General features: G+C 65.0%; 19 protein-coding genes, 1 pseudogene and 1 riboswitch. Of the genes and pseudogenes, 10 read left to right on the top strand and 10 right to left on the bottom strand.

The window, feature by feature from the left end:
* Nucleotides 1-97: 97 nt before the first annotated feature.
* A riboswitch (S-adenosyl-L-homocysteine riboswitch) is annotated at nucleotides 98-212 on the top strand.
* Nucleotides 213-243: 31 nt separating this feature from the next.
* A complete protein-coding gene (gene ahcY, locus ACCQ03_RS04460; protein ID WP_039569415.1) occupies nucleotides 244-1,686 on the top strand; it encodes an adenosylhomocysteinase in 1,443 nt (480 codons plus the stop codon).
* A gap of 193 nt (nucleotides 1,687-1,879) precedes the next feature.
* Here the strand turns inward: ahcY and ACCQ03_RS04455 are convergent, their stop codons facing one another.
* A complete protein-coding gene (locus ACCQ03_RS04455; RefSeq protein ID WP_057679416.1) occupies nucleotides 1,880-2,665 on the bottom strand; it encodes a class I SAM-dependent DNA methyltransferase in 786 nt (261 codons plus the stop codon).
* Between the two features lie 520 nt (nucleotides 2,666-3,185).
* Between ACCQ03_RS04455 and ACCQ03_RS04450 the strand changes: the two genes are divergently transcribed.
* Genes ACCQ03_RS04450 through ACCQ03_RS04440 form a run of 3 tightly spaced genes read left to right on the top strand, consistent with a single transcriptional unit; the run spans nucleotide 3,186 to nucleotide 6,063 of the window.
* On the top strand, nucleotides 3,186-4,454 hold the full coding sequence (locus tag ACCQ03_RS04450; protein WP_057687035.1) for a cytochrome P450: 1,269 nt from the start codon (nucleotides 3,186-3,188) through the stop codon (nucleotides 4,452-4,454).
* Entirely contained in the window at nucleotides 4,451-5,365 is a 915-nt protein-coding gene (locus ACCQ03_RS04445; RefSeq protein ID WP_057679381.1) for a sulfotransferase domain-containing protein, read from the top strand. Before ACCQ03_RS04450 ends, ACCQ03_RS04445 begins: the two co-directional genes overlap by 4 nt.
* Nucleotides 5,362-6,063, top strand: a complete 702-nt coding sequence (locus ACCQ03_RS04440; RefSeq protein ID WP_057679382.1) for a sulfotransferase family protein — start codon at nucleotides 5,362-5,364, stop codon at nucleotides 6,061-6,063. Before ACCQ03_RS04445 ends, ACCQ03_RS04440 begins: the two co-directional genes overlap by 4 nt.
* Before the next feature lie 168 nt (nucleotides 6,064-6,231).
* Here the strand turns inward: ACCQ03_RS04440 and ACCQ03_RS04435 are convergent, their stop codons facing one another.
* Complete coding sequence (locus tag ACCQ03_RS04435) at nucleotides 6,232-6,789, bottom strand: DUF3228 family protein (RefSeq protein ID WP_057679383.1); 558 nt, start codon at nucleotides 6,787-6,789, stop codon at nucleotides 6,232-6,234.
* A 234-nt stretch (nucleotides 6,790-7,023) separates the two neighbouring features.
* Entirely contained in the window at nucleotides 7,024-7,569 is a 546-nt protein-coding gene (locus ACCQ03_RS04430; protein WP_057679384.1) for a DUF2058 domain-containing protein, read from the bottom strand.
* A 185-nt stretch (nucleotides 7,570-7,754) separates the two neighbouring features.
* On the opposite strand from ACCQ03_RS04430, the pseudogene ACCQ03_RS04425 reads away from it, so the two are divergent.
* A pseudogene (locus ACCQ03_RS04425) lies at nucleotides 7,755-7,935 on the top strand (hypothetical protein).
* A 347-nt stretch (nucleotides 7,936-8,282) separates the two neighbouring features.
* Nucleotides 8,283-9,653 (top strand): alpha-amylase family protein, encoded by a 1,371-nt coding sequence (locus tag ACCQ03_RS04420; RefSeq protein WP_017155373.1) that lies wholly within the window; start codon nucleotides 8,283-8,285, stop codon nucleotides 9,651-9,653.
* A gap of 409 nt (nucleotides 9,654-10,062) precedes the next feature.
* On the opposite strand, the gene ACCQ03_RS04415 is transcribed toward ACCQ03_RS04420, so the two are convergent.
* The 3 genes from ACCQ03_RS04415 to ACCQ03_RS04405 form a co-directional block, all read right to left on the bottom strand.
* Nucleotides 10,063-10,998, bottom strand: a complete 936-nt coding sequence (locus ACCQ03_RS04415; RefSeq protein ID WP_057679387.1) for a Gfo/Idh/MocA family protein — start codon at nucleotides 10,996-10,998, stop codon at nucleotides 10,063-10,065.
* 940 nt (nucleotides 10,999-11,938) lie between these two features.
* Complete coding sequence (locus ACCQ03_RS04410; protein WP_209225685.1) at nucleotides 11,939-13,687, bottom strand: S53 family peptidase; 1,749 nt, start codon at nucleotides 13,685-13,687, stop codon at nucleotides 11,939-11,941.
* A 239-nt stretch (nucleotides 13,688-13,926) separates the two neighbouring features.
* Nucleotides 13,927-14,904, bottom strand: coding sequence for an NAD(P)H-quinone oxidoreductase (locus ACCQ03_RS04405; protein ID WP_209225688.1), 978 nt, complete (start codon nucleotides 14,902-14,904; stop codon nucleotides 13,927-13,929).
* Between the two features lie 709 nt (nucleotides 14,905-15,613).
* Here ACCQ03_RS04405 and ACCQ03_RS04400 point away from each other — a divergent pair.
* Genes ACCQ03_RS04400 through ACCQ03_RS04390 form a run of 3 tightly spaced genes read left to right on the top strand, consistent with a single transcriptional unit; the run spans nucleotide 15,614 to nucleotide 18,538 of the window.
* Nucleotides 15,614-16,996 (top strand): glycoside hydrolase family 2 TIM barrel-domain containing protein, encoded by a 1,383-nt coding sequence (locus ACCQ03_RS04400; protein WP_057679391.1) that lies wholly within the window; start codon nucleotides 15,614-15,616, stop codon nucleotides 16,994-16,996.
* Between the two features lie 39 nt (nucleotides 16,997-17,035).
* Nucleotides 17,036-17,863, top strand: a complete 828-nt coding sequence (gene metF, locus ACCQ03_RS04395) for a methylenetetrahydrofolate reductase [NAD(P)H] (RefSeq protein WP_057679392.1) — start codon at nucleotides 17,036-17,038, stop codon at nucleotides 17,861-17,863.
* A gap of 45 nt (nucleotides 17,864-17,908) precedes the next feature.
* A complete protein-coding gene (locus ACCQ03_RS04390) occupies nucleotides 17,909-18,538 on the top strand; it encodes a hypothetical protein (RefSeq protein WP_017155380.1) in 630 nt (209 codons plus the stop codon).
* Nucleotides 18,539-18,649: 111 nt separating this feature from the next.
* Here the strand turns inward: ACCQ03_RS04390 and ACCQ03_RS04385 are convergent, their stop codons facing one another.
* The 3 genes from ACCQ03_RS04385 to ACCQ03_RS04375 form a co-directional block, all read right to left on the bottom strand.
* Nucleotides 18,650-19,597 carry a Nudix family hydrolase gene (locus ACCQ03_RS04385; protein ID WP_057679393.1) on the bottom strand — a complete coding sequence of 316 codons (948 nt, stop codon included), beginning with the start codon at nucleotides 19,595-19,597 and terminating at the stop codon, nucleotides 18,650-18,652.
* Between the two features lie 317 nt (nucleotides 19,598-19,914).
* Nucleotides 19,915-22,653, bottom strand: coding sequence for a preprotein translocase subunit SecA (gene secA, locus ACCQ03_RS04380; RefSeq protein ID WP_057678890.1), 2,739 nt, complete (start codon nucleotides 22,651-22,653; stop codon nucleotides 19,915-19,917).
* Nucleotides 22,654-22,809: 156 nt separating this feature from the next.
* On the bottom strand, nucleotides 22,810-23,751 hold the full coding sequence (locus ACCQ03_RS04375) for a M23 family metallopeptidase (RefSeq protein WP_017158828.1): 942 nt from the start codon (nucleotides 23,749-23,751) through the stop codon (nucleotides 22,810-22,812).
* Between ACCQ03_RS04375 and ACCQ03_RS04370 the strand changes: the two genes are divergently transcribed.
* On the top strand, nucleotides 23,752-24,198 hold the full coding sequence (locus ACCQ03_RS04370) for a DciA family protein (protein WP_081022882.1): 447 nt from the start codon (nucleotides 23,752-23,754) through the stop codon (nucleotides 24,196-24,198).
* 185 nt (nucleotides 24,199-24,383) lie between these two features.
* Here the strand turns inward: ACCQ03_RS04370 and lpxC are convergent, their stop codons facing one another.
* Complete coding sequence (gene lpxC, locus ACCQ03_RS04365) at nucleotides 24,384-25,295, bottom strand: UDP-3-O-acyl-N-acetylglucosamine deacetylase (protein ID WP_017155386.1); 912 nt, start codon at nucleotides 25,293-25,295, stop codon at nucleotides 24,384-24,386.
* Nucleotides 25,296-25,389: the final 94 nt, after the last annotated feature.

Here is a 25,389-nt window from a genome sequence, read left to right as displayed (position 1 = left end):
GACCATAGCAGCCGCCTGCCGGCCGCTCCCCTGCCGTTGGTAGGGGGTGGGCCGCAATTCATGCCGCGCGGGGGTGCTGCCGATATAATCGGGCACTCTCGTCGAGGGGCGCTGCGACCGGTAGGGCGGACTGATCCGCTCACTGCACCACAAGGTGCAGGCAATACGGCCAGGCTCGACCAGCAGTTACCGTTCAACGGCGCCCGGCATTGCAGACATTCGTTTGCCTACCGGAGCCATTGCATGAACGCTGTCACAAAGATCACCCCGCACACCGACTACAAGATTGCCGACATCTCCCTGGCCGATTGGGGCCGCAAGGAGCTGGACATCGCCGAGCACGAAATGCCGGGCCTGATGTCGATCCGCCGCAAGCATGCGCAGACCAAGCCGCTGAAGGATGTGCGCATCACCGGCTCGCTGCACATGACCATCCAGACCGCGGTGCTGATCGAAACGCTCAAGGACATCGGCGCCGATGTGCGCTGGGCCTCGTGCAACATCTTCTCCACCCAGGACCACGCCGCCGCCGCGATCGCCGCGACCGGCACGCCCGTGTTCGCCTGGAAGGGCGAGACGCTGGAAGAGTACTGGGACTGCACCCTGGACGCGCTGACCTTCACCCTGCCCGACGGCACCCTCACCGGCCCCGAGCTGGTGGTGGACGACGGCGGCGACGTCACCCTGCTGATCCACAAGGGCTACGAGCTCGAAAACGGCAGCACCTGGGTGGACGAGCCGGCCTCCTCGCACGAAGAGGGCGTCATCAAGGCGTTGCTCAAGCGCGTGGCCGTCGAGCGCCCGGGTTACTGGGGCCGCGTGGTCAAGGACTGGAAGGGCGTCTCCGAAGAGACCACCACCGGCGTGCACCGCCTGTATCAGATTGCCGAAGCCGGCAAGCTGCTGATCCCGGCCATCAACGTCAACGACTCGGTCACCAAGAGCAAGTTCGACAACCTGTACGGCTGCCGCGAGTCGCTGGCCGATGGCCTCAAGCGCGCGATGGACGTGATGCTGGCCGGCAAGGTCGCCGTGGTCTGCGGCTACGGCGATGTCGGCAAGGGCAGTGCTGCCTCGCTGCGCGCCTATGGCGCCCGCGTGATCGTCACTGAAATCGACCCGATCTGCGCATTGCAGGCCTCGATGGAAGGCTTCGAAGTCAACACCATCGAATCCACCCTGGGCCGTGCCGACATCTATGTCACCACCACCGGCAACAAGGACATCATCACCGTCGAGCACCTGCAGGCGATGAAGGACCAGGCCATCGTCTGCAACATCGGCCACTTCGACAACGAGATCCAGGTCGATGCGCTCAAGGCGCTGAAGGACGTGCAGAAGATCAACATCAAGCCGCAGGTGGACAAGTATGTGTTCCCCAACGGCAACGCGATCTTCCTGCTGGCCGACGGCCGCCTGGTGAACCTGGGCTGCGCCACCGGCCACCCGAGCTTCGTGATGTCCAACTCGTTCGCCAACCAAACCCTGGCCCAGATCGACCTATGGGAAAAGCGCGACAGCTACGAGAAGAAGGTCTACATCCTGCCCAAGCACCTGGATGAAGAAGTCGCGCGCCTGCACTTGGAAAAGATCGGCGTGAAGCTGACCACCCTGACCAAGGACCAGGCCGACTACCTCGGCGTGGACGTGGCTGGCCCGTACAAGCCGGATCATTATCGCTACTGATCCATCGGCGAACCATCGCGATGCAAACAAACGGGCGCCGCAAGGCGCCCGTTTTGTTTGTGATTGGCGGGAACTTCTCCCGGCTGAGATGCTGTCCCACGCCTGCATTACGTTGGCCTGCGCCTCCACCCACGGAGCCCGCGCAAGCACCACTCCAAGAATCCGCCTGCAGGAATAAGCCGCTCTTTACTGCTCACAGTGAAACAGAACCGGTGCCTGGCTCTTTGCGTGTATCCGCCCGCACGTACACCGAGATCTGGATGCGGCTGCGCGCATCGTACGGCTCGCGGCCCCACCCACCCCACCGCGTGTGCAGTCGCAAACCGGCGATCTGCGCCATCAGGTCGAGTTCCGACGGCCACACATAACGCCGACGTTCGGAAAAGATGCGCGTGCCATCCTCGCTCAGAACGACTGCCCGTTGATCGATCCGCTGTTGCACCGGCTCGGGTTGCGAGCACACCAGCATCACGGCAGCGCCCTCGTGCTGCGACTCCGGAATATCCAGTACCTGGGTTATCTTTCCATTGCCGTCGAACACTTCGGCGCCAGGTACCGCGGTCTGGATCACGAGCATGCCGTCGGGCGCAAGGCAACGCGCGGCATTGACGACGCAGCGCACCTGCTCGGCCTGGGTGAGCAGGTAGCCGAACGCGTTCACCGCGTAGATCAGACCAAACGGACCACTCAACGGCATATCGGCAAAATCGGCGCGGACCAGTTGCAGCTGATCGCTGCCAGGTTTGGCACGCAACGCGTCAAGCATTGCGCGCGCATTGTCGATGCCGGTCACCGGCACGCCACATTGGGCCAACGGCAGTGCGATACGCCCGCTGCCGATGCCCAACTCCAGCGATGCACGGCCATCGGCCAGATCCGCCAAAGTCTGCACGCACCGCTGCAGTGCCTGCGTCGGCCAACGATCATGGATGCTGTCGTAAAACGCCGCCATCCGATCGTATTGGGAATAACCGGGCATCCTGCGCGCTCGCATTCGGAACAGTTCGGCGATAGTACGCGGCGATGCAGGCGTGAGCGTTCGCGGCCGAGACAACGACTCGAAATACTACGCATGCCGCGACAGATCTGCGCAATCCGGTTTGACCAATGCAGGGCATATGCAATTTATTGAACCCTGTTCAAACAACACCGTTGTTGAATAATTTCTACACAGATCAGCGTGCTGTTCCCATCGATCGTTTTATAAGGAGATTATGATGAACCGTCTTTTTCATGCCCTGTCGCGCTGGATCCAGGCCATCGGGGGTCGCAAGCTCGGTTACATCTACGGCTACTAACCCCCACGCTGTCACGGGAAGCGAGACCTCCTCCCGTGACAGCGTGGCCTCGCCGCCGGCCCGCTCCGTCCACAACGCGCCGTCCGCTTCGTCGTTTGCCACACCCAAATGCGCATGAATTCAGGTCGCGGGCACGCAATCCCACCCGGCCCGGTTGGGCACTGGGCGTTCGGCAACCGCCGGCAGTTCTCCGAAGATCCCTTGGCATTTCTGCAATCGTGCGTGCGCGCGCATGGCGACGTGGTCAGGGTCGCCCAACGCACATACCTGATCGCCGCGCCGGCCACGATCGCTACGGTGTTGAGCGACGATGGGACGCTTTACGGAAAAACCGATCCTGACCCGATCGCGCGGCGCGCGGCATTCCCCGCCTCGGTCATGAACAGCAGTGGCGTCGTCTGGCGGCAGAGGCGGCAGACACTGCAGCCTGCATTTCGTGCCGCCTTGGTGCGTGATGCCGCAGTGCAGGCATCGACTGCCACGCTGGCGCTTCTAAGCGAACAGGACGAGTGTGTCGCTGCACAGGACATGCGCACACTCATGACCGGATTATGTGCGCAATTGGGCGCCGGCTTTCTCCTTGGAAATCCGGTTCATGCACCGGACCTGCTGCGCATGCTGCCGATGATCGATACGATCCTGCAGCAGACGCGCCATCAATCCCTGGTGCCGATGTGGTGGCCATCGGCGCATCGACAGCGCATGCGCCACGCACGCGACGAGCTCCACCTGGCGCTGGACCAAATTTTGATGCGTGCTCGGCAGCAGCCACCCCACGCAGCATCGGTCCTGTCGCTGCTGTTGGCCGACGCTGCACGGGGTGACAGCCACTGGTGCCGCGACGAAGCTGCGGCGATGCTGATGTCCGCGTTGGAACCGATGGCGGCCGCGCTGACCTGGACCTTGCTGCTACTGGCGCAGCATCCGCACGTGGCGCAGCAGGTTACGCAGGAAGCGGAAGGACTGGACGATGTTGATACCGCAACCGGCACCGGGTTGCTCGACCGCTTGCCGCATGCGCGGGCCTGCGTGAAAGAGGCCATGCGCCTGTATCCGCCGGCCTGGATGACCGCGCGGATTGCGCAACGCGACACCACCCTGGACGGCTTCCACGTTCCAAGCGGCACCCAGCTGCTGATCAGCCCATGGGTGGTGCACCGCGACGAACGTCATTTCCCCGATCCCGAGGCGTTCCTGCCTGCCCGCTGGCTAGACGATACCGCCACGCACTCGCTGGCACGCTACAGCTACTTTCCATTCGGCGGCGGCCCACGCAGCTGCATCGGCAGCATGCTGGCCCTCACCCAGATGACCGCGGTCATCGCCACCGTGTTGCGGTCGCGCAGCCTGCATCTGGCTGCCGATGCTCGCCCCACGCCTTTTCCCGCGCTCGTGTTACGACCATTGGATGTGCGCATCGCACTACGGCCACGACCGGGCATCGCATCTCGCCTAGGCACTGCCGCATGACCGATCTACATATCCGCAAAAAGCTCAGGGAATATCCACATCGATTCTTCGACTCCAGCGTCTGGAACGATCTATCTCTGCGCGAAGGAGATATCGTGATCGCCAGTTACGCCAAGGCCGGCACGACCTGGCTGCAGCAGATCGTGGCGCAACTGATCTTCGGCGGCGAAGCAGAGGTCGATGTTTCGGCGATTTCACCTTGGGTCGACGGCGTTTATCCGGACAAGGCAACCAAGCTCGCGCTGCTGGACGCGCAGAACCATCGACGCTTCATGAAGACGCACTTGCCGGCCGATGCGCTGGTCACCACCACGCTGGCCAAATATCTGTATATCGGCCGCGATGGACGCGACATTGCACTGAGTCTGTATGACCATCAATGCGCGGTGAGCCAGGATGCGCAGGCACGCCTGGACGCTGGCGGTGGCGAACCCGGCAAGCTGCGCGTGCTGCCGCCGCCGCAGCTGACGCGCGATGCCTATGTGGCGCATTGGCTGGAACATGATGGAGCGCCATTCTGGCCGTTATGGGAAGGCGTGCGTTCGTGGTGGGAGCGACGCGAGGATGCGAACGTGCTGCAGCTTCATTACAACGACCTGCTCGACGACCTGCCCGGCCAGGTCCGCCGCATCGCCGCCTTCCTCGACATTCCGGTTCCACCCGGCAAATGGGACACGATCGTGGCGCACTGCCGCTTCGACTACATGCGACAGCATGCAGCGCGGTACGTGCCTCAGGGCGCCGGCCTGTGGCGCGAAGGCGGCAAGGCCTTCTTCAACCAGGGTCGCAGCGGTCGCTGGCGCACTGCCCTGCCGGACGCGCTCAATCACGCATATGTGCAACGCGCACATGCGGAACTCGGCGAAGACGCAGCGCAGTGGCTAGCGCACGGCCAAGCGCGGACGTCGTGAGCCTGCAACTCATCGGCGCCGGCCTGGGCCGCACCGGCACCCTCTCCCTGAAGCTGGCACTCGAGCAGCTCGGCGTGGGCCGCTGCTATCACGCGATGGAATTGGCAGCGAATCTGCGTCGAGACCTGCCGCGCTGGGAGGCGGCGATCGACGGGCACCCGGATTGGGATGCACTGTTCGCCGGCTATGCGGCGACCACCGACTATCCCGGTTGCTGCTTCTGGGACGAATTGTCCGCGCACTTTCCGCGCGCCAAGGTGATCCTGACCATGCGCGACCCCGACGCGTGGTTCGACTCGGTCAGCGCGACGATCTTCTCCGGCGACGGCAGCGTGCCGTCGCTATTTGGCGCCCATGGCCAACGCGTGAGCCGCTTCTTGCGTCGCGACATCCAGGCACACCTCGGTGATCGCGACTTCATGACCGAATACTTCCGTCGCTGGAACCAGAGCGTGATCGCGCGCGTACCGCCGTCTCGCCTGTTGGTGCTCGATGCCGACGCCGACGCGCACTGGGAACGCCTGTGTGCATTTCTCGATCTGCCAGTGCCGGCGCTGCCGTATCCCCGCGTCCATGCTCGGCGCACCGGGAACGCGTCGGTGCGTCAGCTGCCAACGGAGCCGGCCTTGATCGAACACCGCATGCGCAACTACCTGGAAAGGCTCGCCAAAGAGGCCTTCCTGCCGACCGCCCTGTAACCGGCGCGACCCGTTTGGATCACACCAAGCCAATCGCGGCGTCCACTGCGGTAAGCCGCAGGCTGCCGATGCGAATCAGGTCTGCGGCGACTGCACTGCAGCCATACGGCTGGGACGAATCACGCCGGGAGCGCGTGGCGCTCGGCCATTGCAGCGCGACCGAACTGCTTACCCACGCCAATTGGCATTGCGCTCCCAGAACGCAACGCTACGCCGATAGGCATCGCGGTCCAGCGGCGTACCCGAGCCGCCCTCTTCCACGCCCAAGGCATTGCGCAACATGGTGATCGGTGCCATCGGAATTTCGTCCGGCTCTGCGGTGTAGAGGCAACCGACCACGCCCCAGTCTGCCTCGATGGGCGTGCCTTCCTTGGCCAACTGGTCGCGGCTGTAGAGGATGGGCAGCAGATACGCGGCCACCGGTGGCTCGACACCTTCGAACCAACGCACCAGCACGGCCAATTCCTGCGTGCTGCGCGCCTCGTAGCCGGAACGCAGCAGGTGCCGGTTGTCATCGGTGACGGGAACGGTGAGGCAGCGGGTCGAGGTCCAGTTGCGGTGCACATGCAACTGACAAAACGGTGCATAGCCCTCGATCACGCGTAGCGGCGGCTCATCGTTGAGCCGCTGGAGGAACTGCTCCGGCGTGCAGTCCTGGATGGCATTGCGACGCCCATCGCGCGGGAACAAGCGGGTGCGGGCGAACTGGGTCAAGACGATCGACATGAGCGGGCTATGCGGCGACAAAGAGCGCCAGGTTAGCGCGCAGGCGTTCGCACGACTACGTTGATCAGCATCAGCCAACCGCGCGGCGATCGGCCTGGCGCGAGTGCCTGGCCTGGTTTCCGGCGGTCAGCGAACACGCACCCACAGCGTGCAGGTGCGCAGCATGCAGCGTTGTTGCGCCTGCGGTGGCGCTGACCCCGTCCCGCAATCACCCAATGCGGCAGTTCGCCGGCGTTACCAGATCAAATCGTCCGGCACCTTGAACTGGCTGTAGTAGTCGTCATCGCTGTCGGGCGTGGCCGGCGCGCTGTTGCGTCCGTGGTCCAGCACCACGGCATCGGCATCGCGGCTGTACACCTTGTCGGCGGCCGCGCGCGGAATCAGCTCAAAGCCATCGCCGTACCGCACGATCACCAGCGCGCCGCTGGCCAACTGGCTGCGCAGCGTCGTGTTGACAAGCACGCTGCGGATCACGCTGCCGTCGTTGAAGCGGTAGTCGATCTCGCCTTCGCGCTTGACCTTGTTGGTCTCCACGATCTGCCGCACCTGCGCGAGCACCTCCTGTCGGCGCACCTGCACGTTGCGCTCTTCGGCCAGCGCACGATCGCGCTCGGCACGCTCGGCCTGCAGGCGCGCCGCATCGACCTTGTCCGTCGCCGCCGGCTGCACCGCCGCGCCCTTGGCATGGCGCTGCTTGACCTGTTCGCGCGCAACCTTGTCCACCTGGGCCTTTTTCACCAGGCCGGCCTTGAGCAGCTGTTCTTGCAATGGATTGCGCATCGGGAGGCCGGGCAGTGGACTGGCAGCTAGTTTAACGCGGCCAGCGCCGCCTCATCGTCGCGGCCGGGCCGAGCCGTTGGTATCGCCTGTGTCAGGATCGCGGCCGTGCCGCTGCACGTCGCAACCAGCCGCATGCTCGGCCTTATCGCCGCTGGGATGAGCTGTGCCTGCTCGGCGCGATGCGGATGCAGCGTGCAGCAGGAAATCGGCACCTTGGCGTTGCCGGACAAGGCAGCGCGGCGTGCAAAGGTGACGTGCACGGTGCCAATGACAAACAACGCCAAGCAGCTGTTCTATGTCACCAGCGACGGTCTAGCCAGATGCGCCGGCCACGTTGCACGCGCCGCATGTCAACGATGCACTTAGGCTATCGCCAGGTCTTGATTCGATACGGCCGGTGCGGGCGAGATGGCAACGGCTGCGTGGTTCACTGATTTTTGCGACCAATCGCGCCGTTGGCGTCCAACCCCGCGCGCAGTTTGCTGGCCCGCTGCAGTGAATACGTATGCACAACACCCATGCTGCGCCGCGATGCGCGCTTAGCATCACCGCGCGCTGCACGCCGTGCGCGCGCTTTCCGGAACAGGGGCCGGAGGCCTTGATGCGGGCATCGCGCACTGCGCGTCGGCCTGCGCTTACCACTGGAGATCGATCCGATGCGCAACACGCCTGCTCATGCTCCACCTTCACTGCTGCAACGCGGTGCACGTCTCTTGCTGACTGCATTGGTCCTGCTGCTGACCACTGCCAACGCGCAGGCCGATGTCATCCTGCATGCCTTCAACTGGCCGTATGCCACCGTCGAAGCGCGCGCCAAGCAGATTGCCGATGCCGGCTACCGCAAGGTATTGGTGGCCCCCGCGTACCGCTCCGAAGGGAGTGCCTGGTGGGCGCGCTATCAACCCCAGGACATCCGCCTGATCGATAACCCGCTCGGCGACACCGCCGCATTCAAGAAGATGGTCCAGGCGCTGGCCAACAACGGCGTGGAAACCTATGCCGACATCGTGTTCAACCACATGGCCAACGAAGCGGCCACGCGTTCGGACCTCAATTACCCGGGCAGCGCGGTGCTGTCGCAGTACGCTGCAAACCCCGGCCGTTACGATGCGCTGCGTCTGTTCGGCACGCTGCAGTCAAACTTCCTCAGCGCCAGCGATTTCGGCCCGGCGCAATGCATCAGCAACTACAACGACGCCTACCAGGTGCGCAATTACCGCATCTGCGGCGGCGGCAGCGATCCAGGCCTGCCGGACTTGATCGGCAACGACTGGGTGGTGCAGCAGCAGCGCGCCTATCTGCAGGCGCTCAAGAGCATTGGCGTGACCGGCTTCCGGGTGGATGCGGCCAAGCATATGACCTTCGACCATCTCAATCGCGTCTTCGATGCCGGCATCCGCTCGGGTGTGTATGTCTTCGGCGAAGTGATCACCGGCGGCGGCACGGGCAATGGCGATTACGACCAGTTCCTGGCGCCGTATCTGCAATCCACGCCGCATGCGGCCTACGACTTTCCATTGTTCAATGCGGTGCGCAATGCGTTCGCCATTGGCGCCAGCATGCAGCAGCTGGTGGACCCCGCCGCGTCGGGCCAGGCATTGCCGGGCAACCGCGCCGTGACCTTTGCAGTGACCCACGACATTCCCAACAACGCCGGCTTCCGCTACGCGATTCTCGACCCGGTGGATGAAACGCTGGCCTACGCCTACCTGATCGGTCGCAATGGCGGCATGCCGATGATCTATACCGACAACAACGAAAGCGGCGACAACCGCTGGGTCAACGCCTATCTCCGCGACGACCTGCGCCGCATGATCGGCTTTCATAACGGCGTGCAGGGCACCGATATGCAGGTCCTGTCGTCCAGCTCCTGCCACATCCTGTTCCGTCGCGGCAGCCTGGGCATCGTGGGCATCAACAAGTGCGGCAACCCGGTCACCACCACGGTGGGAATGAACAACAGCGTGTTGTACTGGAATGCCGATTACGTGGACGCGCTGGGCTCGGGCAACGTGGTGCGCATTTCCAGCAGCTCCTACACCTTCACCCTGCCGGCGCGTGGCGCGCGCATGTGGCGCCGTTGAGCAACCACCACAGTCTGGCGATGACACTCCGTTGCAGTGTTCTCGTCGCTTGAAACGGTGAGCGCGGCGTATCGTGCAACCTCGCACGAGAACGCTGCAATACGATCAAGGCGAAGCCCCCGCCGCAAACCGGCGTACGGGGGCTTCGTTGTCTCTGCGGGCTGGCGCCGATCGACTGCGCCGCCAGCAGGCCATTGGGTGCAGCGCACATGCGCACTGCATCGATGGACCGACGCCATGCGTTGCAGTCGGCGCGTTTGGTGCGGCGCCGCGCACCGCGATGGGCGAACGACGCTGGCAGCGGCGCACGACTGCGTGCCCCGCACCTAACGTCCACAGATAGCATCCGGCCGCAGCACCACCGGCACTGGCCGGCGGTGTTCGCCGTCGGCCAAGTGGACTGACCGACCTACCAGGCGAACGCTGCGGTGACCTGGCGTGCGCCAAGCATGAACGCATCTGCCACGTGCACGAACGGTGCAATATCCACTTCCGATTGGCCCGCGCGCACCAGCTGCATGAAGCGGCCGTACAAGCCGTCGTATTCGCTGGCCGCAGGCAGCGCCTGCGGTTGCCCATCGATGCTCAACTTGGCCCCGCCTTCGCTGAGCACGAGCAGGCCCGCGGTGGTTTCCACTTCGATATCCCAGCGCTGGTGCCCGGTCTGCAGGAAATCGAATTCGGCCGTCACCGGCAGTCCTGCGGTGTCGACGAACGCGAGCCTGGCATACAGCGGCGCCTGGCGGTTTTCCGGGGTATGCAGCTCGGCGTCGCGCAGCGCCAAGCTGCGTGGCAGCAGATGGGTCGCGATGGAGAGCGCATTGATGCCCGGGTCGAACACCCCCATGCCGCCGGGTTCCAGAATCCAGTCCTGGCCTGGATGCCAGTGGCGGATGTCTTCCTTCCAGGTGATGTGCGCGCGTACGAGTTGCTTGTCGGCCAACCAGGCACGGGCAGGCGCGACACCGGCGGCGCAGCGCGAATGCCAGCTGGTGAACAAGGTAAGTTGCGCGCGCTGCGCCACGGCTTGCAGGTCATGAATTTCGGCGAGCGTGGCGGCCGGCGGCTTTTCCAGAAACACATGGCGGCCGGCCATCAACGCGGCCTGCGCCAATACGTGCCGTCCGACCGGTGGCGTGCACAAGGCCACCGCTTCGATCTGCGGCTGGGCGGCAAATGCGTCTTCCAGGGTGTGATAGGCGGGCACACCGTCGACCGTGCCATGCCGGCTCACGGTGGCCACCAGTTGCACATCCTCGCGCGCCGCGATGGTCGGCACGTGCTGGTCGCGGGCGATCTTGCCGATCCCGACAAGGGCAATACGCAATGCGTCTGGATGCTTCATCGAAACCTTCGTGCTGGTAGTAGGTGGCAAGCGGCGCAAGCACCTGCTCACGCGCCCTGCTTGGGCAACGCTGCAGGGGCGCGATGCGGGAAGCCCACGCGACGGCGCAGTGTAAGGTCAGGGCGCGACCCACCGCGAGACATCGCTCCTGCTTGTTTTGCTATACCTGGCGTTTCGTCTTTGCGTACGGGCCGGCCTGCTTGCACCACGCATGGCATGACGCGCTACACGCACACCGGGCACCGCAGCAACGCGCACGACGCCCGACCACCACGCCACAGACACGCGTTGCAACCGGCGATTGACGCAGGCCCGCATGCAGACCAGCATCGCCGCCGGCATGCCGATGTGCCGTCGCCCTTGAAGGCTGCACCGGTGTTGCATCACGTTGCGCTGGGCGTTCGCACGATCGACGCCTCCGCTGACCCACCGCAGCGAGGTCGGCGATTGCGACGCGGCGCTGCGCATGATGGACCAACGCGCAGCGGCGTGCTGACCAACCGGCGCCTTTTACGACGCAACGCTGGGCGCGCTTGGCTATGTTCGGGGTGTGGTCGGATCTGACACCGGGCACGCGCGACCAGGCTGCCGGCTATGGCAGGCCCGGCGGCGAAGACTGCCCGGCCTTGAAGCAGCGTCAGGCCGCACAGTGCGTTCCGGGGGCCGGCGTCCACCTCAAATTTGCGGCCACCGATGCCTCGGCGGCGGACGCCTTCCATCGCGCTGCGCTACAAGCACGGCGGCCACCGCCCTGCGCGCCAGGCTTGCAACCGGAGCATGGCGACGATGACGACGACGCGTTCGTCATCGCCCCCCACGGCACCACATCGCAGCGGTGGCCGACCGTAAGCCGCCCCGCCAAGTGGCAGCAGCGCACGCAAGAGCGCAGTGGCAGAGGTTGGGGTCCTGCACGCGCGGCACGCTCATCCCGCAGTGAAGGTCACGGCGCTGCCTGCGTCAGGAAACGGTCGAAGTCGCCGATGTTCATGCTGCCCCAGCCCGACGCGAAGTCCCAGCCGTAGCTCGCGTTGTATCCATCGCGATACAGGCCGTTGCTGCCGACCACGACGTCATGGGCGCGCTGTGCATCGTGACGCTGGCTCGCGTACTGATAGATCTGCGGCGCGACAAAGCCCAGATTGGGATGCGACTGCAACAGCCGGGCGATATAGCCGGCGAAGGTCGGGGTGGCGGCACTGGTGCCCCACACATACCAGGCAGCCTCGTTGCCTTGTGCATCGGTGCCGCGGATCTGCGCACTGCTGTAGAACGAGCCATTGAAGCTGACATCGGGCACTGCGCGGTAGCCGGAGGCCGTCTGCCCCGGCAGCAGGGTGCGCTGCCACTGCGGCGCATAGGCGATCTTGCTGACGCCGCCCTGGCTGAGTTGGCGGCCGACACCGGCATTCCAGACGCGCTCGGAGGCATAGCGTCCGGGGTTGCCGCCCTGGGTCAGCAACTCGGTGGCGCCCACCGCAATCGCGTAGCGGTGCGACGCCGGCCAACCGACCTGGCGCAGGTCCGGGCGCCCGGCCAGCGAGTCGTAATACGGCGCATTGGCGCGTGCGCTCAGCGGCAGGTAGACGCCGTCGTCGCCGCTGCAGATCACGACGTTCTGTCCCTGGCGCACCGCCTTGGTCAGGCTGGCGTCCATGGCCTGGAAGACCGCGTCGTTGACCTGGAGTTCCTGCCCATAGATCGACATGCTGACTACGCGGGCCAGGTTGTCGTCGGCCGCGCGCGCCATGCCGTCGATGATGCTGTTCCAGGAAAAATCCGGGATGTTGTAGATGATCAGGCGCTTCAACCCGCCGGCGCTGCCGACCAGCAACTGGGTATCCATGTCCCACTCGACTTCCGAATCCTTGCTGGCAGCATTGGACTGATACCCCGGTGCGCCGGGGTCGCCCACCGTCACCGGGGTATGCAGACCGTGCAGCGCCTGGAAGCTCTGCAGCCGCGCGAGGGTATTTTCCAGATTGCCGGCGGCAATGACCGCACCGACGATATCGCTGGCCGGTGCCAGCGTATCGGCGCCATAGGCGCTATTGAGCTCTTCGATACTGTGGCGCACGACTTCCGCGCCGCCGCTGCTGGCGGCCGTCACGGCGTTACTGTTCGACAACGATGCGCGCGCAGCGCTCAGCGGCGCCCCATGCGGCGTGACCTTGGCCCCGGCGGTACCGTCCAGGCCGACCACACCTTGCACCACGGCCTGCAAGCCGGCCGGCACTGCGACCGCGCCCTGCGCGGCGGCAACGCCGACGCGGCCATCGGCACTCACCGCACGCAGCGGGGCGCCAAGGGCGGCCTGCAACGCCGCCGCTGTCGCGCGCACTTGCAGCAGGCGGCCATCGGTGGCCGGGCGTACATCGGTGATGCCATACCGGCTCAGATAGGCCTTGACCTGTGCGATATCGCGGGTGGAAGCAACCGATGCACGAGCGAGTTGGCCGCGCAACAGCGGATCGCCGCCATCGCGGGTCAACCACTGCTCCACCGCCGCCTGTTGCTGACGCATGGACACCTGCGGCTTGAGCACCAATCCCACCTGCAGGATGCGTTGCGGCGCCAGCACGCCACCGACGGCGCCTTGCGCAGGTGCCGGTTCGGCTGCCTGCGCGATACCGGTCATACCCAGCGCGACGGCGCAGGCCAGGACAGCCTGAGCGAAAGAGCGCGTCATCATTCGTTTGCCGCCATTGATCGTGAGTGAATAGGCCGCGGATTCTCACGAGGCGGCAGTGCTTTCAGACGCAGCAGTGCGAACTATGTGTGCGTGAAACGATGCAACCGCCAACCGACACGCGAACCTCGTGCCGAGATACCTGCACGATTGCGCAGTGGCGTGGCCGGCGCTTGTCGATCGCCGGGCGCACGGCGCCTGCAGCCGCAGGCGCCGATCTGGTGGATGCCAGCGGCAACGCTCTAAATCTCCAGCACGACCTTGCCCAGGTGACTGCCCTGCTCCAGGTAACGATGCGCCGCGGCCGCTTCGCTCAGCGCAAAGCGCTTGTCGAGCAGTACGCGCAGCTTGCCCTGCTCGATCCAGGGCCACACCACGCGCTCCACTTCCGCGGCCAACCGGGCTTTTTCGTCTGCACTGCGTGGGCGTAGCGTCGAGCCGGTGATGACCGCCTGCTTGCGCATCAGCACCGGAATCGGCACCTCGATGGTGGCGCCGGCCTGCGAGGCGATATAGACGATGCGCCCGTGTGGGTTGAGCGCTTCCAGGGTGTCGGCGAAGACCGCGGCGCCCACCATGTCCAGCGCAACATCCACACCGCCGTGCGCCTTGGCCACTTCGACAAACGAGGCAGTGGTGGAATCGATCGCCACATCGGCCCCCAACTCGCGCGCCTGTGCCGCCTTGCTGGCCGAGCGCGCGGTAGCCAGCACGTGCGCGCCCGCCGCCTTGGCCATCTGGATCGCCGTGACGCCGATGCCCGAGGTTGCGCCATGCAGCAGCAACCATTGGCCTGCCGCGAGCCGGCCGTGTTCGAACAGATTGGCATAGGCAGTGAAGATGGTTTCCGGTAACGCGGCGGCGTGCACCAGATCCATGCCGGCGGGAATGGGCAGGACGTGACGCGCATCGACGGCGGCGTATTGCGCGTAGCCACCGCCACCCAGCAGCGCGCATACGCGGTCGCCCGCCTTCCAGCGACCAGCCGGCTCCACGATTTCGCCGGCGATTTCCAGCCCCAGCGTTTCCGGCGCGCCAGGCGGCGGCGGGTAGTGCCCGGCGCGTTGCAGCAGATCGGGGCGATTGATGCCGGCGGCATGCACGCGGATCAGCACCTGGCCCGGCGCAGGGCGTGGGCGCGGTTGCTCGGTGGCGTACAGCGCGTCGGCGTCGCCCTTGCCATCGCGGATGGCGATGGCGGTCATCGTGGTATCGCTCATGAAGGCGCTCCATGGAAAGTGCGTCCAGTGTAGGCGTGCAGGCGTCAACGCCTGGCGCAGATGCCTCCCATGTGTACGTGCAGGTGTCGCCGCAGCAGCAGCGAGCGCGCGATGGTGGGTGTTCGACAACGTCGTGATACTGCGTGGCATTCGAAGGAGAGCGTGCGTATCGGACAAGCGCTCATCGTCGACAGCATCGCAGGGATGCATGCGCAATCGGGCGGCTGCAGCGATGCCATACACCCGCACTGCAGATGCCATCCGTCTTGCGTCCGTCGAATCGACAGCCGCCCACAACATATCGCATGCAGTGGTTGGCCGGGTTTCCAGAATACGCCTGAGACGAGGGAACAACCGTGCTGCAACATCGCTCAGCAACATGGCGCCTCCACCCTGGATTGCGTGGCCAACACAAACGCACGGTCGTCGACGCAGCGCCAATGCGATCAGATCCCACGCCAGGATTTGGTGCCAAGCCCACCGCCGCTTCCTGCATGTCGCATGCAGCCCGGCGCCGCGACACGCTTGCGCTCACCGAATACGCCGCAGGTTCAAGCACGCAAAGCGGCGCGCGATTGCATCAGCAACCGCGGCCCCAGAACCGAAGGCGATTTCCCGCAAGCAACCCCAACCAGGCAGATGCTGCGCGGCTGCCCGCACCACGGTGTCCCGGCCTATGCTGGTGCCTTGCCAACCACCAGGAGTCGCCATGCAACTTCCATGGAATGCGCATCTCATCGCCGTCTGCGCGCTCGCACTGTCCGCAAGCACGCAGGTAAGCGCGGCGCAGGTGCGCATTGCGCAGGAAGCAGACGGCTACCGCTTGTTGGTGGATGGCGCTCCCTTCGTGATCAAGGGTGCCGGGCTGGGCAATGGCAGCATGGAAACGCTGGCCGCACGCGGCGGCAATGCGTTGCGCACCTGGCGCGTGGATCCGGACCCGCAGCGCCAGCGCGCCCTGCTCGATCGCGCACAACGCAACGGCCTGAAGGTGGCGGTCGGCATCGAAATCGGCAACCAGCGACACGGCTTCGATTACGACGATGCAGCGGCAGTGCAGCAGCAACTGCAGCGCGTGCTTGCGCAGGTACGGCAATCGGCGATGCATCCGGCGGTGCTGATGTGGGTGGTCGGCAACGAACTCAATCTGGATTACACCAATCCCAAGGTCTGGAATGCGGTCGGCGAGATCGCCGAGGCGATCCATGCCCTCGACCCGGATCATCCGGTCACCACCACCCTGGCCGGTTTCGACAAGCAACTCATCGACCAACTCAGGACGCGCGCGCCGGCACTGGACCTGATCGCCGTGCAGCTTTACGGCGAAATCGCAGCGCTGCCGCAGAAGCTGCACGAGAGCGGTTGGCGCGGCGCTTACGTAGTCACCGAGTGGGGCCCCACCGGACATTGGGAATCGCCGACCACCACCTGGGGCGCACCGATCGAAGACGACAGCACGCGCAAGGCACTCTTGCTGGAACAACGCTACCGCAGCTACATCGCCAGCGACGCACGGCAGGGGCTGGGCTCGTTCGTGTTCCTGTGGGGCGACAAGCAGGAGCGCACGCCCACCTGGTATGGCCTGTTCCTGTCATCGGGCGAGGCCACGCCCAGCGTGGACACGCTGCAGTGGCTGTGGACCGGCCAGTGGCCGGCCACGCGGGCGCCAGCGGTATCGTCGCTCACGCTGGCTGGCCAACGCGCCATCGACAGCGTGAGCCTTCGCCCGGGCCAGGCCGTGACCGCACGCATTGTTGCCAGCGGCGCATCCGCACTGCACTACGACTGGCATGTGCGCAGCGAAAGCACCGCACGCAGCATCGGTGGCGACCCCGAGACGTTGCCACCGCTGGTCGCTGCCGCCATTGCGCCGCCCCCTGTGGCCGGTGGTCGCAACCGCGCACATGGGACAGGCGAGGAGGTGCGCCTGATCGCACCGCCGCCGGGCAATTACCGCTTGTTCGTGGAAGCGCGCGATGACGCCGGTCGCGCCGGCTATGCCAACCTGCCATTCCGCGTGCTGCCGCCCTCGCCCGCCCCACGACAAGGCGCATCGGAATCGTTGCAGCCAGATATGCATTCATCGCGATGAAGCGATATTATGCCCGGACGATCCGCCGGAACCGCCGCGATGACGCATCTCAGTTTCGAGTTCTACCCACCAAAGACCGATGATCAGCGCGCGCAACTGGACCGCACAGCAGCCAGGTTGAAGGGCTACGCGCCGGAGTACGTGTCGTGCACCTTCGGCGCCGGCGGCTCCACGCTCAGCTATACCTCCGAGACGGTGCGCCACCTCAAGCAGAAACATGGCTTCGAAGCGGCGCCGCATCTGTCCTGCGTCGGCGGTAGCCGGCAGGAAATCCGCGAGCTGCTCAAGCTGTATCGGGCCATCGGTTGCACCCGCATCGTCGCGCTGCGTGGCGACTTGCCGTCGGGCATGGGCCATCCGGGCGACCTGCGTTACGCCTCGGACCTGATCGCCTTCATCCGCGCCGAGCACGGCGACGCGTTCCGGATCGAGGTCGGCGCCTATCCGGAAACCCATCCGCAGGCGGCCGACGCGCTCAGCGACCTGCGCTATTTCAAGGCCAAGGTCGATGCCGGCGCCGATGCGGCCATTACCCAGTATTTCTACAACGCCGATGCCTACTTTCATTTCCGCGACGCAGTGCAGCGGATGGGCGTGGAGATACCGATCGTTCCCGGCATCATGCCGATCTCCAATTTCTCGCAGCTGCGGCGGTTTTCCGAGCAGTGCGGCGCAGAGATCCCGCGCTGGATCGGCAAGAAGATGCAGTCCTACGGCGACGACGCCGACGCGGTGCGTGCCTTCGGCGCAGAGGTCGTGGCGGCCTTGTGCGAGCGCCTGATCGCAGGCGGCGCGCCGGCATTGCATTTCTACACCCTCAATCTGGCCAAGCCGACCACGCAGGTGTTGCAGCTGCTCGGACGCTGAGCACCTGCTTCGCATTCCAGTCCTCGCCCTCGCACACCCGCGCGCATGCATATCGCCAGCTCACACGCGCCCGGCTACGCTGCGTCGATGCATCGCCTTCTGCCCCTGTTGTTCTTGCTCTGCGCCTATCCCGCCGCGCGCGTGCAGGCGCAGGAAATCCATCGCTGCGTCGCGCCGGATGGGCAAACCCTGTTCACCGACCGGCGTTGCGAAGACGTCGGCGCGGCCAGCCGCGCACCGCCTGCCATCCGCCCGCAAGGCAATACCGGCCTGTATCGCTATGGCTGCCCGCGGCGGCTGAGCGAACTGGTGTCGTTGTTGCAATTGGCAGTGGACAGCCGCGACGTCAACCGCCTGTCCAGCCTGTATCTGTGGAGCGGTCAATCCGATGCCGCCGCCAATCAGGTGCTGAGCCGCCTGGAAGCCATCGTGCAGCGCCCGTTGCTGGACATCGTGCCGATGTATCCGCAAAGCGACACCCCGAGCTGGGACGCGGACACCACCACGCCCACACCGTCGCTGGATGGCAGTGCCATCGATGCGCCGCTCCCCACCCCGCCCAGCCGCCCGCGCCCCTGGGGACTGCGGCTGGAACAGAACCTTGCCAGCGGCACGCCGGCGCGCAGCGTGCTGCGGCTGCGCAGGCAATACAACTGCTTCTGGGTGACGTTCTAGCAACGTCTGCGTGGCATCCGGCTGCGCAGGATCACCGCAGGACCGCTGCACGCCGTGACAGCTAGCGAGGGCGTTGCGCTGGCGGTTCGGCCGTCGGACGCTGCGGTGCGCTCATTGCGGCCACAGCGAGCGAATCGCCGCGATGCCCTGCGCGCCGTGCGAGCGCGCCTCGCGCAGATCCTCGATCTGCATGCCGCCGAGCGCGTAGATCGGCAGCGAGACCTGTTCGCGCAAGGTTTCGAAACCGTCCCAGCCGATGGGTGTGGTGCCCGGATGCGAAGCGGTCGCCTGCACCGGGCCCAATACCGCGAAGTCGCAGCCGAGCCGTTGGGCGTGACGCAGGTCGTCCAGGCCATGGCACGACGCAGCCACCAGCTGTTCTGCCGGCAACGGGCGTTCCTGCAAACCGGCCAATTGCTCCGATCCCAGATGCACGCCGAGACCCAGGTCCGCAGCCAGCGCAATATCGCGATTGAGCAGCAGTTGCGCACGCGTGCGGCCACGTAAGCGCATCACCTGCTGCAACAGCGCCTGCCAACGCGCAGGCGCAAGCTGCCGCGCACGCAGCTGGATCCGGGTGATCCCGTCCTGCAATGCGAGCTCCAGGCTCTCCAGCCAGCGCGCCTCGTCCTCCGGCTCGGGCGTGATCAGGTAACGGTCCGGCTGCCGTAGCACGCCCACCACCGGCACATCGGCCGGCGGCATCGAATAGCGGACCAGCTTGTCGGCCGCCACCCAGGTCATGGCCTGGCCTTCGCGGCCGCGCGGGCTGCCTTTCCAGCTAGTGATATGACGCACTTCCAGGCGCAGCCGCTTGTCCGGATAAAGCTGCGGTACCTCCATCACCCAGTCGCCCACCTGCGCCTCGATGCCGAGCTCTTCGTTGAGCTCGCGCACCAACGCTTGTTCGGAGGTCTCGCCAGGCTCGCGCTTGCCACCCGGAAATTCCCACAGGCCAGGCATGTCGCGGGTTTCGGTACGGCGGGTCAGCAGGATGCGCCCGCGGGGGTCGGTGATCACGCCGGCAACGACGTGAATGGATCGAAGAGAATCAGGCATGGCTGCAAGAGTGCCGCGAGTGAGCGGTACAGCGCAATGAGGCAGGGATGCGGGATGGGCTAACGCAGGCGTTGCATAGGCATTGCCGGTCCCGAATCCCCAACCTCCGCCTCAACGGCAAACCAACCCCGCCCTTCCCTGCGTAACCTCGTGGCTTGCAAAAGTATCGCGATAGTTCCGAAAGCAAAGCCCCCCTTGGTAAGGGGGGCGCGCCGAAGGCGCCGGGGATCGGAAGCAAGGACCGTGCGCCAGGCGTCCGCTACGCGGGCGCCTGGTGAGCAGCCCGCGGCGCGGGCTGCTCCACGGTCAGCTCAGCATCAGCTGAGCTGACCGTGGCAATGCTTGTACTTCTTGCCGCTACCACAAGGGCATGGGTCGTTGCGGCCCACCTTGGGTTCGTCGCGGGTGACCTGCGACACCGGCACAGGCGCGTTGCCGCCCTGCATCTGCTCCACTTCCTCGTCGGCACCGTAGCCGCCCGCCTCCTGGTGCTGGAATTGCGAGGCCATCAAGCGCGCCTGCGCCTGGAGACGTTCCTGCTCTTCCAGTTCGGCCACTTCTTCTTCGCTGCGGATGCGCACGCGCGCCAGCAGGTTGATCACCTCGCGCTTGACGTTCTCCAGCATCTCGGAGAACAGCTCGAAGGCTTCCTTCTTGTATTCCTGCTTGGGCTGCTTCTGCGCGTAACCGCGCAGGTAGATGCCCTGGCGCAGGTAATCCATCTTGGCCAGATGCTCCTTCCAGCCCTGGTCGAGCACGGTCAGCATCACGTGCTTTTCCAGCGCGCGCATGGTGTCCGCGCCAATGGCCGCTTCCTTCTCGGCGAAATGCGCATCCACCGCTGTCTGCACCTTGGCGGCGATCTGCTCGGCATCGATTTCTTCCTGCGCGCGCACCATGTCCGTCAGCGACAAGGTCATGCCCAGCTCCGACTCCAGCGTGGCTTCCAGACCCTTCAGGTCCCACTGTTCGTCGACCGAATTGGGCGGCACGAAGCGTGCGACCAGATCGTAGATCACATCGCCGCGAATCCCGTCGACATTGTCCTTGACCGACTCGGCGTCCAGCAATTCGTCGCGCTGGGCGTAGATCACCTTGCGCTGATCGTTGTTGACGTCGTCGAAATCCAGCAGGTTCTTGCGGATGTCGAAGTTATGCGCTTCCACCTTGCGCTGCGCCTTTTCGATCTGACGGCTGACCAGGCGATCTTCGATGACGTCGTCTTCCTTCATGCCCATCATGCGCATCGCCTTCTGGACCCAGTCCGAGGCGAAGATGCGCATCAGGTTGTCTTCCAGCGACAGATAGAAGCGCGACGAACCCGGGTCGCCCTGACGACCGGCACGGCCGCGCAGCTGGTTGTCGATACGCCGCGATTCGTGGCGCTCGGTACCGATGATGTGCAGGCCGCCGGCCGCCTTGACCGCGTCATGACGACGCTGCCACTCGGTCTTGATCTTGAAACGCGCGTCTTCGCTGGCATCTTCGCCGAGGGCGTGATACTCCGATTCCAACGAGCCGCCCAGCACGATATCGGTACCGCGACCGGCCATGTTGGTGGCGATGGTCACCGCACCCGGCTGGCCCGCGTTGGCCACGATGGTGGCTTCGCGCTCGTGCTGCTTGGCATTGAGCACCTCGTGCTTCACCCCGGCCTTGCGCAGATGCTCGGACAGCATCTCCGAGGTCTCGATCGAGGTGGTACCCACCAGCACCGGCTGGCCGCGCTTGGCGCAATCTTCGATGTCGGCCAGCACCGCGTTGAACTTGCCCTTGCGGTTGAGGAACACCTGGTCCGGATGATCCTTGCGCACGGTCGGGCGGTTGGTCGGAATCACCACCACTTCCAGGCCGTAGATGCTCTGGAATTCGTAGGCTTCGGTATCGGCCGTACCGGTCATGCCGGACAGCTTCTTGTACATGCGGAACAGGTTCTGGAAGGTGATGCTGGCCAGGGTCTGGTTCTCGCGCTGGACCGGCACGCCTTCCTTCGCTTCGACCGCCTGGTGCAGGCCGTCGGACCAGCGACGCCCGGACAGCGTGCGGCCAGTGAATTCGTCCACGATCACCACTTCGCCATCGCGCACGATGTAATCCACATCGCGCTGATAGATGGCATGCGCGCGCAGCGCCGCATTGAGGTGGTGCACCACGCTCAGGTTCTGCGCGGCATACAGGCCGTCTTCGGCATTTTCCAGGATGCCGGCCTGCAACAGCAGCTCTTCGGCGTGGCCCATGCCCGCCTCGGACAGGTGCACCTGCTTGCCCTTTTCGTCGATCCAGAAATCGCCTTCGCCTTCTTCGCTTTCCTGCCTGGTCAGCTGCGGCACGATGCGATTGACGCGGATGTACAGCTCCGGCGATTCGTCGGCCGGGCCGGAGATGATCAGCGGGGTGCGCGCTTCGTCGATCAGGATCGAGTCGACTTCGTCGACGATCGCGTAATGCAGGTTGCGCTGGTAACGGTCGGCGCGCGACAGCGCCATGTTGTCGCGCAGGTAATCGAAGCCGAATTCGTTGTTGGTGCCGTAGGTGATGTCGGCGCCGTAGGCTTCGCGCTTGTCGCTGTGCGGCATGCCCGGATACACCACGCCCACGCTCAGGCCCAGCCAGTTGTACAGCTTGCCCATCTGCGCGGCGTCGCGGCGCGCCAGGTAGTCGTTGACCGTAACCACATGCACGCCCTCGCCCTGCAGCGCGTTGAGGTACACCGGCAGCGTGGCCACCAGGGTCTTGCCTTCGCCGGTGCGCATCTCGGCGATCTTGCCCAGGTGCAACACCATGCCGCCGATCAGCTGCACATCGTAATGGCGCATGCCCAGCACGCGGCGGCTGGCCTCGCGGCATACCGCGAACGCTTCGGGAAGAATCTTGTCCAGGGACTCGCCGCCGGCAAGCCGCTGCTTGAACTCCGGGGTCTTGGCTTGCAGCTCGGCGTCGGAGAGCTTCTCGATCGTCGGCTCCAGCGCATTGATCTGGGTGACGAGGCGGTTGAGCTGGCGCAGCTGGCGTTCGTTACGACTGCCAAAGACACGGGTAAGCAGACTGTTGATCATTGAAGAAACCGGTTGAAAAGGAACGGTTTGACCGACGCCGGTCCCCACAGACCCGACCGCCGTAAACGAAACAGGGCGCACTGCGCCCTGTCGATGGCAACACCCTATTGTAGCTTGGGGCGGGCCTTCACGAATCAAGCGCGGCCCGCGCCCTGGTCAACCGCGCCCCTGACGTCCCACCGGCGTGGCTTCACCCAGGAACTTGCGCGGATTGACCACGCGCCCGTCCGCCCAGACCTCGAAATGCACGTGTGCACCGGTGGAGCGGCCGCTGGAACCGGCACGCGCGACCTGCTGGCCGGCGCGCACCAGATCGCCCACCTTCACCACCAGGCGCGAATTGTGCGCGTAGCGAGTCACATAGCCATTGCCGTGATCCACTTCGACCACGTTGCCGTAACCGCCGCGTACGCCAGCGTAGCTGACCACGCCATCGGCCACCGACAGCACCGGGTCGCCCACGTTGGCATGGAAGTCCACGCCCTTGTGGAAGGCCGAACCACCGTCGAACGGATCGGCACGACCGCCGAAACCGGAGGTGATGTAGGTGTTGCGGATCGGCATCCGCGAGGGCACCGAATTCTGCTCCAGCTGATGATCGAACATCAGCGAGGCCAGCACGTTCAATTGCTGGCCGGAGGCGGAGAACTGCTGCTCCACCTGCCCTAGCGTCTGCTTGAGGTCCTTCACCGGCATGTCGCTGACCGGCTCATCGCCGCCACCGACGCCGACCGGCTCGTCGAAGTCGAACTCGCCGTCCTTCAACTTGCCCATTTCGGTCAGGCGCTCGCCCAACGCGTTGAGGCGGGTGGCCTGCGCCTGCAGCTCGCCCAGGCGCGCGGCCAGTGCATTGACCTGCGCCTGCGAGGCGCGCTGCGCCTGGGCCAGCTCGGCCTGCTGCTGCGCGACCTTGGCCTGCAACGCCGAATTGGTCACCATGCCGGTCGCGGTGCTGGCACCGACGCCGATCAGCATGCCCAGGCCCAATACCGCACCAAGCACCACCATCGGCCGATCTGCTGCAAAGTCCTGGAACTGTCGGGCCACACGCTGGGCCCGGGTCTGCCGAGATTTGATTACAACTTTGTTCAACGCCATATGAGTGTCATGTCCAAGCCCAAGTCCAACGCACGCAACCCTTCCAATCCACAACCGGCCATCGAGGCCGCGCTGGGGGAAAAGGCTGGCGACCCCTTGCGCCGAGCCTTGTGGCTCGATGCGCTGGACCGGCAGTTGCGCCCCCTGTTACCACCTCATCTGGCGACCCGTTGCCGGTTGGCCAATGTCCGAGGCGAACAGCTTGTTTTTCTGGTGGATTCGCCGGTCTGGCATGCCAAGGTGCGGCTTGCCGAGACCCAAATCCTGGATGCCGCCCGATCCGTCGGACTGAAGGCCACCGCGGTGACCGTCAAGAACGCAACCGTGCCGCTGCATTCCCCAACGCAGCAGAACCGCGACCGTCCTAACCCTGTATCCGAGGCGACGCACAAAGGCTTGCGCGACGCGTTGGCTTCCCTGCAGGACGTGTTACCGACCAAACGGTGAAGCCTTGCCGCCCATCCGAGGCGGCCGCCAGTGCGTGAACGAGTTGCGAAGACCACGCACGACCCGACGCATCCTAGCGGGCATGTGGCCCGCAGGAGTTAGGGAAGTCTTAAATAAGTGTTAAGAATGGGCCGGAAATCCGACCGGGTTCACACTTCGAACGCCGACCAGGGCATTCCCCGACATCAGGCGTAGACGGGGCTTGCGTAGGTGACCGGCGGTTGCTCGGTGCCTTCCGGGAAGCTGACCCATTCCCAGGCGGCCTGGTCGGCCAGGAGCGCACGCACCAGTTTGTTGTTGAGGGCGTGGCCGGATTTGAAGCCTTCGTAGGCGCCGAGGATGGCGCCGCCGGCCAGATACAGGTCGCCGATGGCGTCCAGGATCTTGTGCCGCACGAATTCATTGGTGTAGCGCAGGCCGTCTTCGTTGAGCACGCGGAACTCATCGAGCACGATGGCGTTGTCCATCGAACCGCCCAGGCCCAGATTGCGCTCGCGCATATATTCCAGGTCGCGCATGAAACCGAAGGTGCGGGCGCGCGAGATTTCCTTGACGTACGCCGAAGTAGAGAAATCGATCTCCTGGCGCGACTGCTTGGCCGGAATCATCGGGTGATTGAATTCGATGGTGAAACCCAGCTTGTAGCCTTCGTACGGCTCGAAGCGCGCCACCTTGTCGCCGTCGCGCACTTCCACCGTCTGCTTGATCCGGATGAAGCGCTTGGGCTTGCTCTGCTCGACGATGCCTGCCGACTGCAGCAGGAACACGAACGGACCGGACGAGCCATCCATGATCGGCAACTCGGCCGAGGACAGTTCGACGATGACGTTGTCCACACCCAGGCCCGCCAGTGCGGACATCAGGTGTTCGACGGTCTGGATCTTGGCGCCGTTGCAGGTCAGCCCGGTGCACAGCGTGGTTTCGGTGACCAGCTCGGCATCTGCAGGCACTTCGACGACCGGTTCCAGGTCCACCCGTCGGAACACCACGCCATGATCGACCGGAGCCGGCCGTAACGTCATGTACACCTTGTCGCCGCTGTGCAGGCCGACGCCGGTGGCGCGAATGGTGTTCTTGAGAGTGCGTTGCTGGGTCATATGCGAAGTCTGGATGAACAATGCAGACAGACGCTGAACCGACTGTCTAATCCGTTGAGATTATCCGAATTTTAACAAGTGGCGCGTGACGGCA

The sequence above is a fragment of the Xanthomonas sp. NCPPB 3569 genome (assembly GCF_041475645.2).
Taxonomy (GTDB): domain Bacteria; phylum Pseudomonadota; class Gammaproteobacteria; order Xanthomonadales; family Xanthomonadaceae; genus Xanthomonas; species Xanthomonas phaseoli.
Note: the sequence above shows the minus strand (reverse complement) of the source record. Positions and strands in the feature narration are given on the sequence as shown.

What these genes read in the sequence shown, in the direction of transcription:
- ahcY (WP_039569415.1), top strand. Translation starts at nt 244, where the DNA reads ATGAACGCTGTCACAAAGATCACCCCGCACACCGACTACAAGATTGCC.
- ACCQ03_RS04455 (WP_057679416.1), bottom strand. Translation starts at nt 2,665, where the DNA reads ATGCCCGGTTATTCCCAATACGATCGGATGGCGGCGTTTTACGACAGC.
- ACCQ03_RS04445 (WP_057679381.1), top strand. Translation starts at nt 4,451, where the DNA reads ATGACCGATCTACATATCCGCAAAAAGCTCAGGGAATATCCACATCGA.
- ACCQ03_RS04435 (WP_057679383.1), bottom strand. Translation starts at nt 6,789, where the DNA reads ATGTCGATCGTCTTGACCCAGTTCGCCCGCACCCGCTTGTTCCCGCGC.
- ACCQ03_RS04430 (WP_057679384.1), bottom strand. Translation starts at nt 7,569, where the DNA reads ATGCGCAATCCATTGCAAGAACAGCTGCTCAAGGCCGGCCTGGTGAAA.
- ACCQ03_RS04415 (WP_057679387.1), bottom strand. Translation starts at nt 10,998, where the DNA reads ATGAAGCATCCAGACGCATTGCGTATTGCCCTTGTCGGGATCGGCAAG.
- ACCQ03_RS04410 (WP_209225685.1), bottom strand. Translation starts at nt 13,687, where the DNA reads ATGATGACGCGCTCTTTCGCTCAGGCTGTCCTGGCCTGCGCCGTCGCG.
- ACCQ03_RS04405 (WP_209225688.1), bottom strand. Translation starts at nt 14,904, where the DNA reads ATGAGCGATACCACGATGACCGCCATCGCCATCCGCGATGGCAAGGGC.
- ACCQ03_RS04400 (WP_057679391.1), top strand. Translation starts at nt 15,614, where the DNA reads ATGCAACTTCCATGGAATGCGCATCTCATCGCCGTCTGCGCGCTCGCA.
- metF (WP_057679392.1), top strand. Translation starts at nt 17,036, where the DNA reads ATGACGCATCTCAGTTTCGAGTTCTACCCACCAAAGACCGATGATCAG.
- ACCQ03_RS04390 (WP_017155380.1), top strand. Translation starts at nt 17,909, where the DNA reads ATGCATATCGCCAGCTCACACGCGCCCGGCTACGCTGCGTCGATGCAT.
- ACCQ03_RS04385 (WP_057679393.1), bottom strand. Translation starts at nt 19,597, where the DNA reads ATGCCTGATTCTCTTCGATCCATTCACGTCGTTGCCGGCGTGATCACC.
- secA (WP_057678890.1), bottom strand. Translation starts at nt 22,653, where the DNA reads ATGATCAACAGTCTGCTTACCCGTGTCTTTGGCAGTCGTAACGAACGC.
- ACCQ03_RS04375 (WP_017158828.1), bottom strand. Translation starts at nt 23,751, where the DNA reads ATGGCGTTGAACAAAGTTGTAATCAAATCTCGGCAGACCCGGGCCCAG.
- ACCQ03_RS04370 (WP_081022882.1), top strand. Translation starts at nt 23,752, where the DNA reads ATGAGTGTCATGTCCAAGCCCAAGTCCAACGCACGCAACCCTTCCAAT.
- lpxC (WP_017155386.1), bottom strand. Translation starts at nt 25,295, where the DNA reads ATGACCCAGCAACGCACTCTCAAGAACACCATTCGCGCCACCGGCGTC.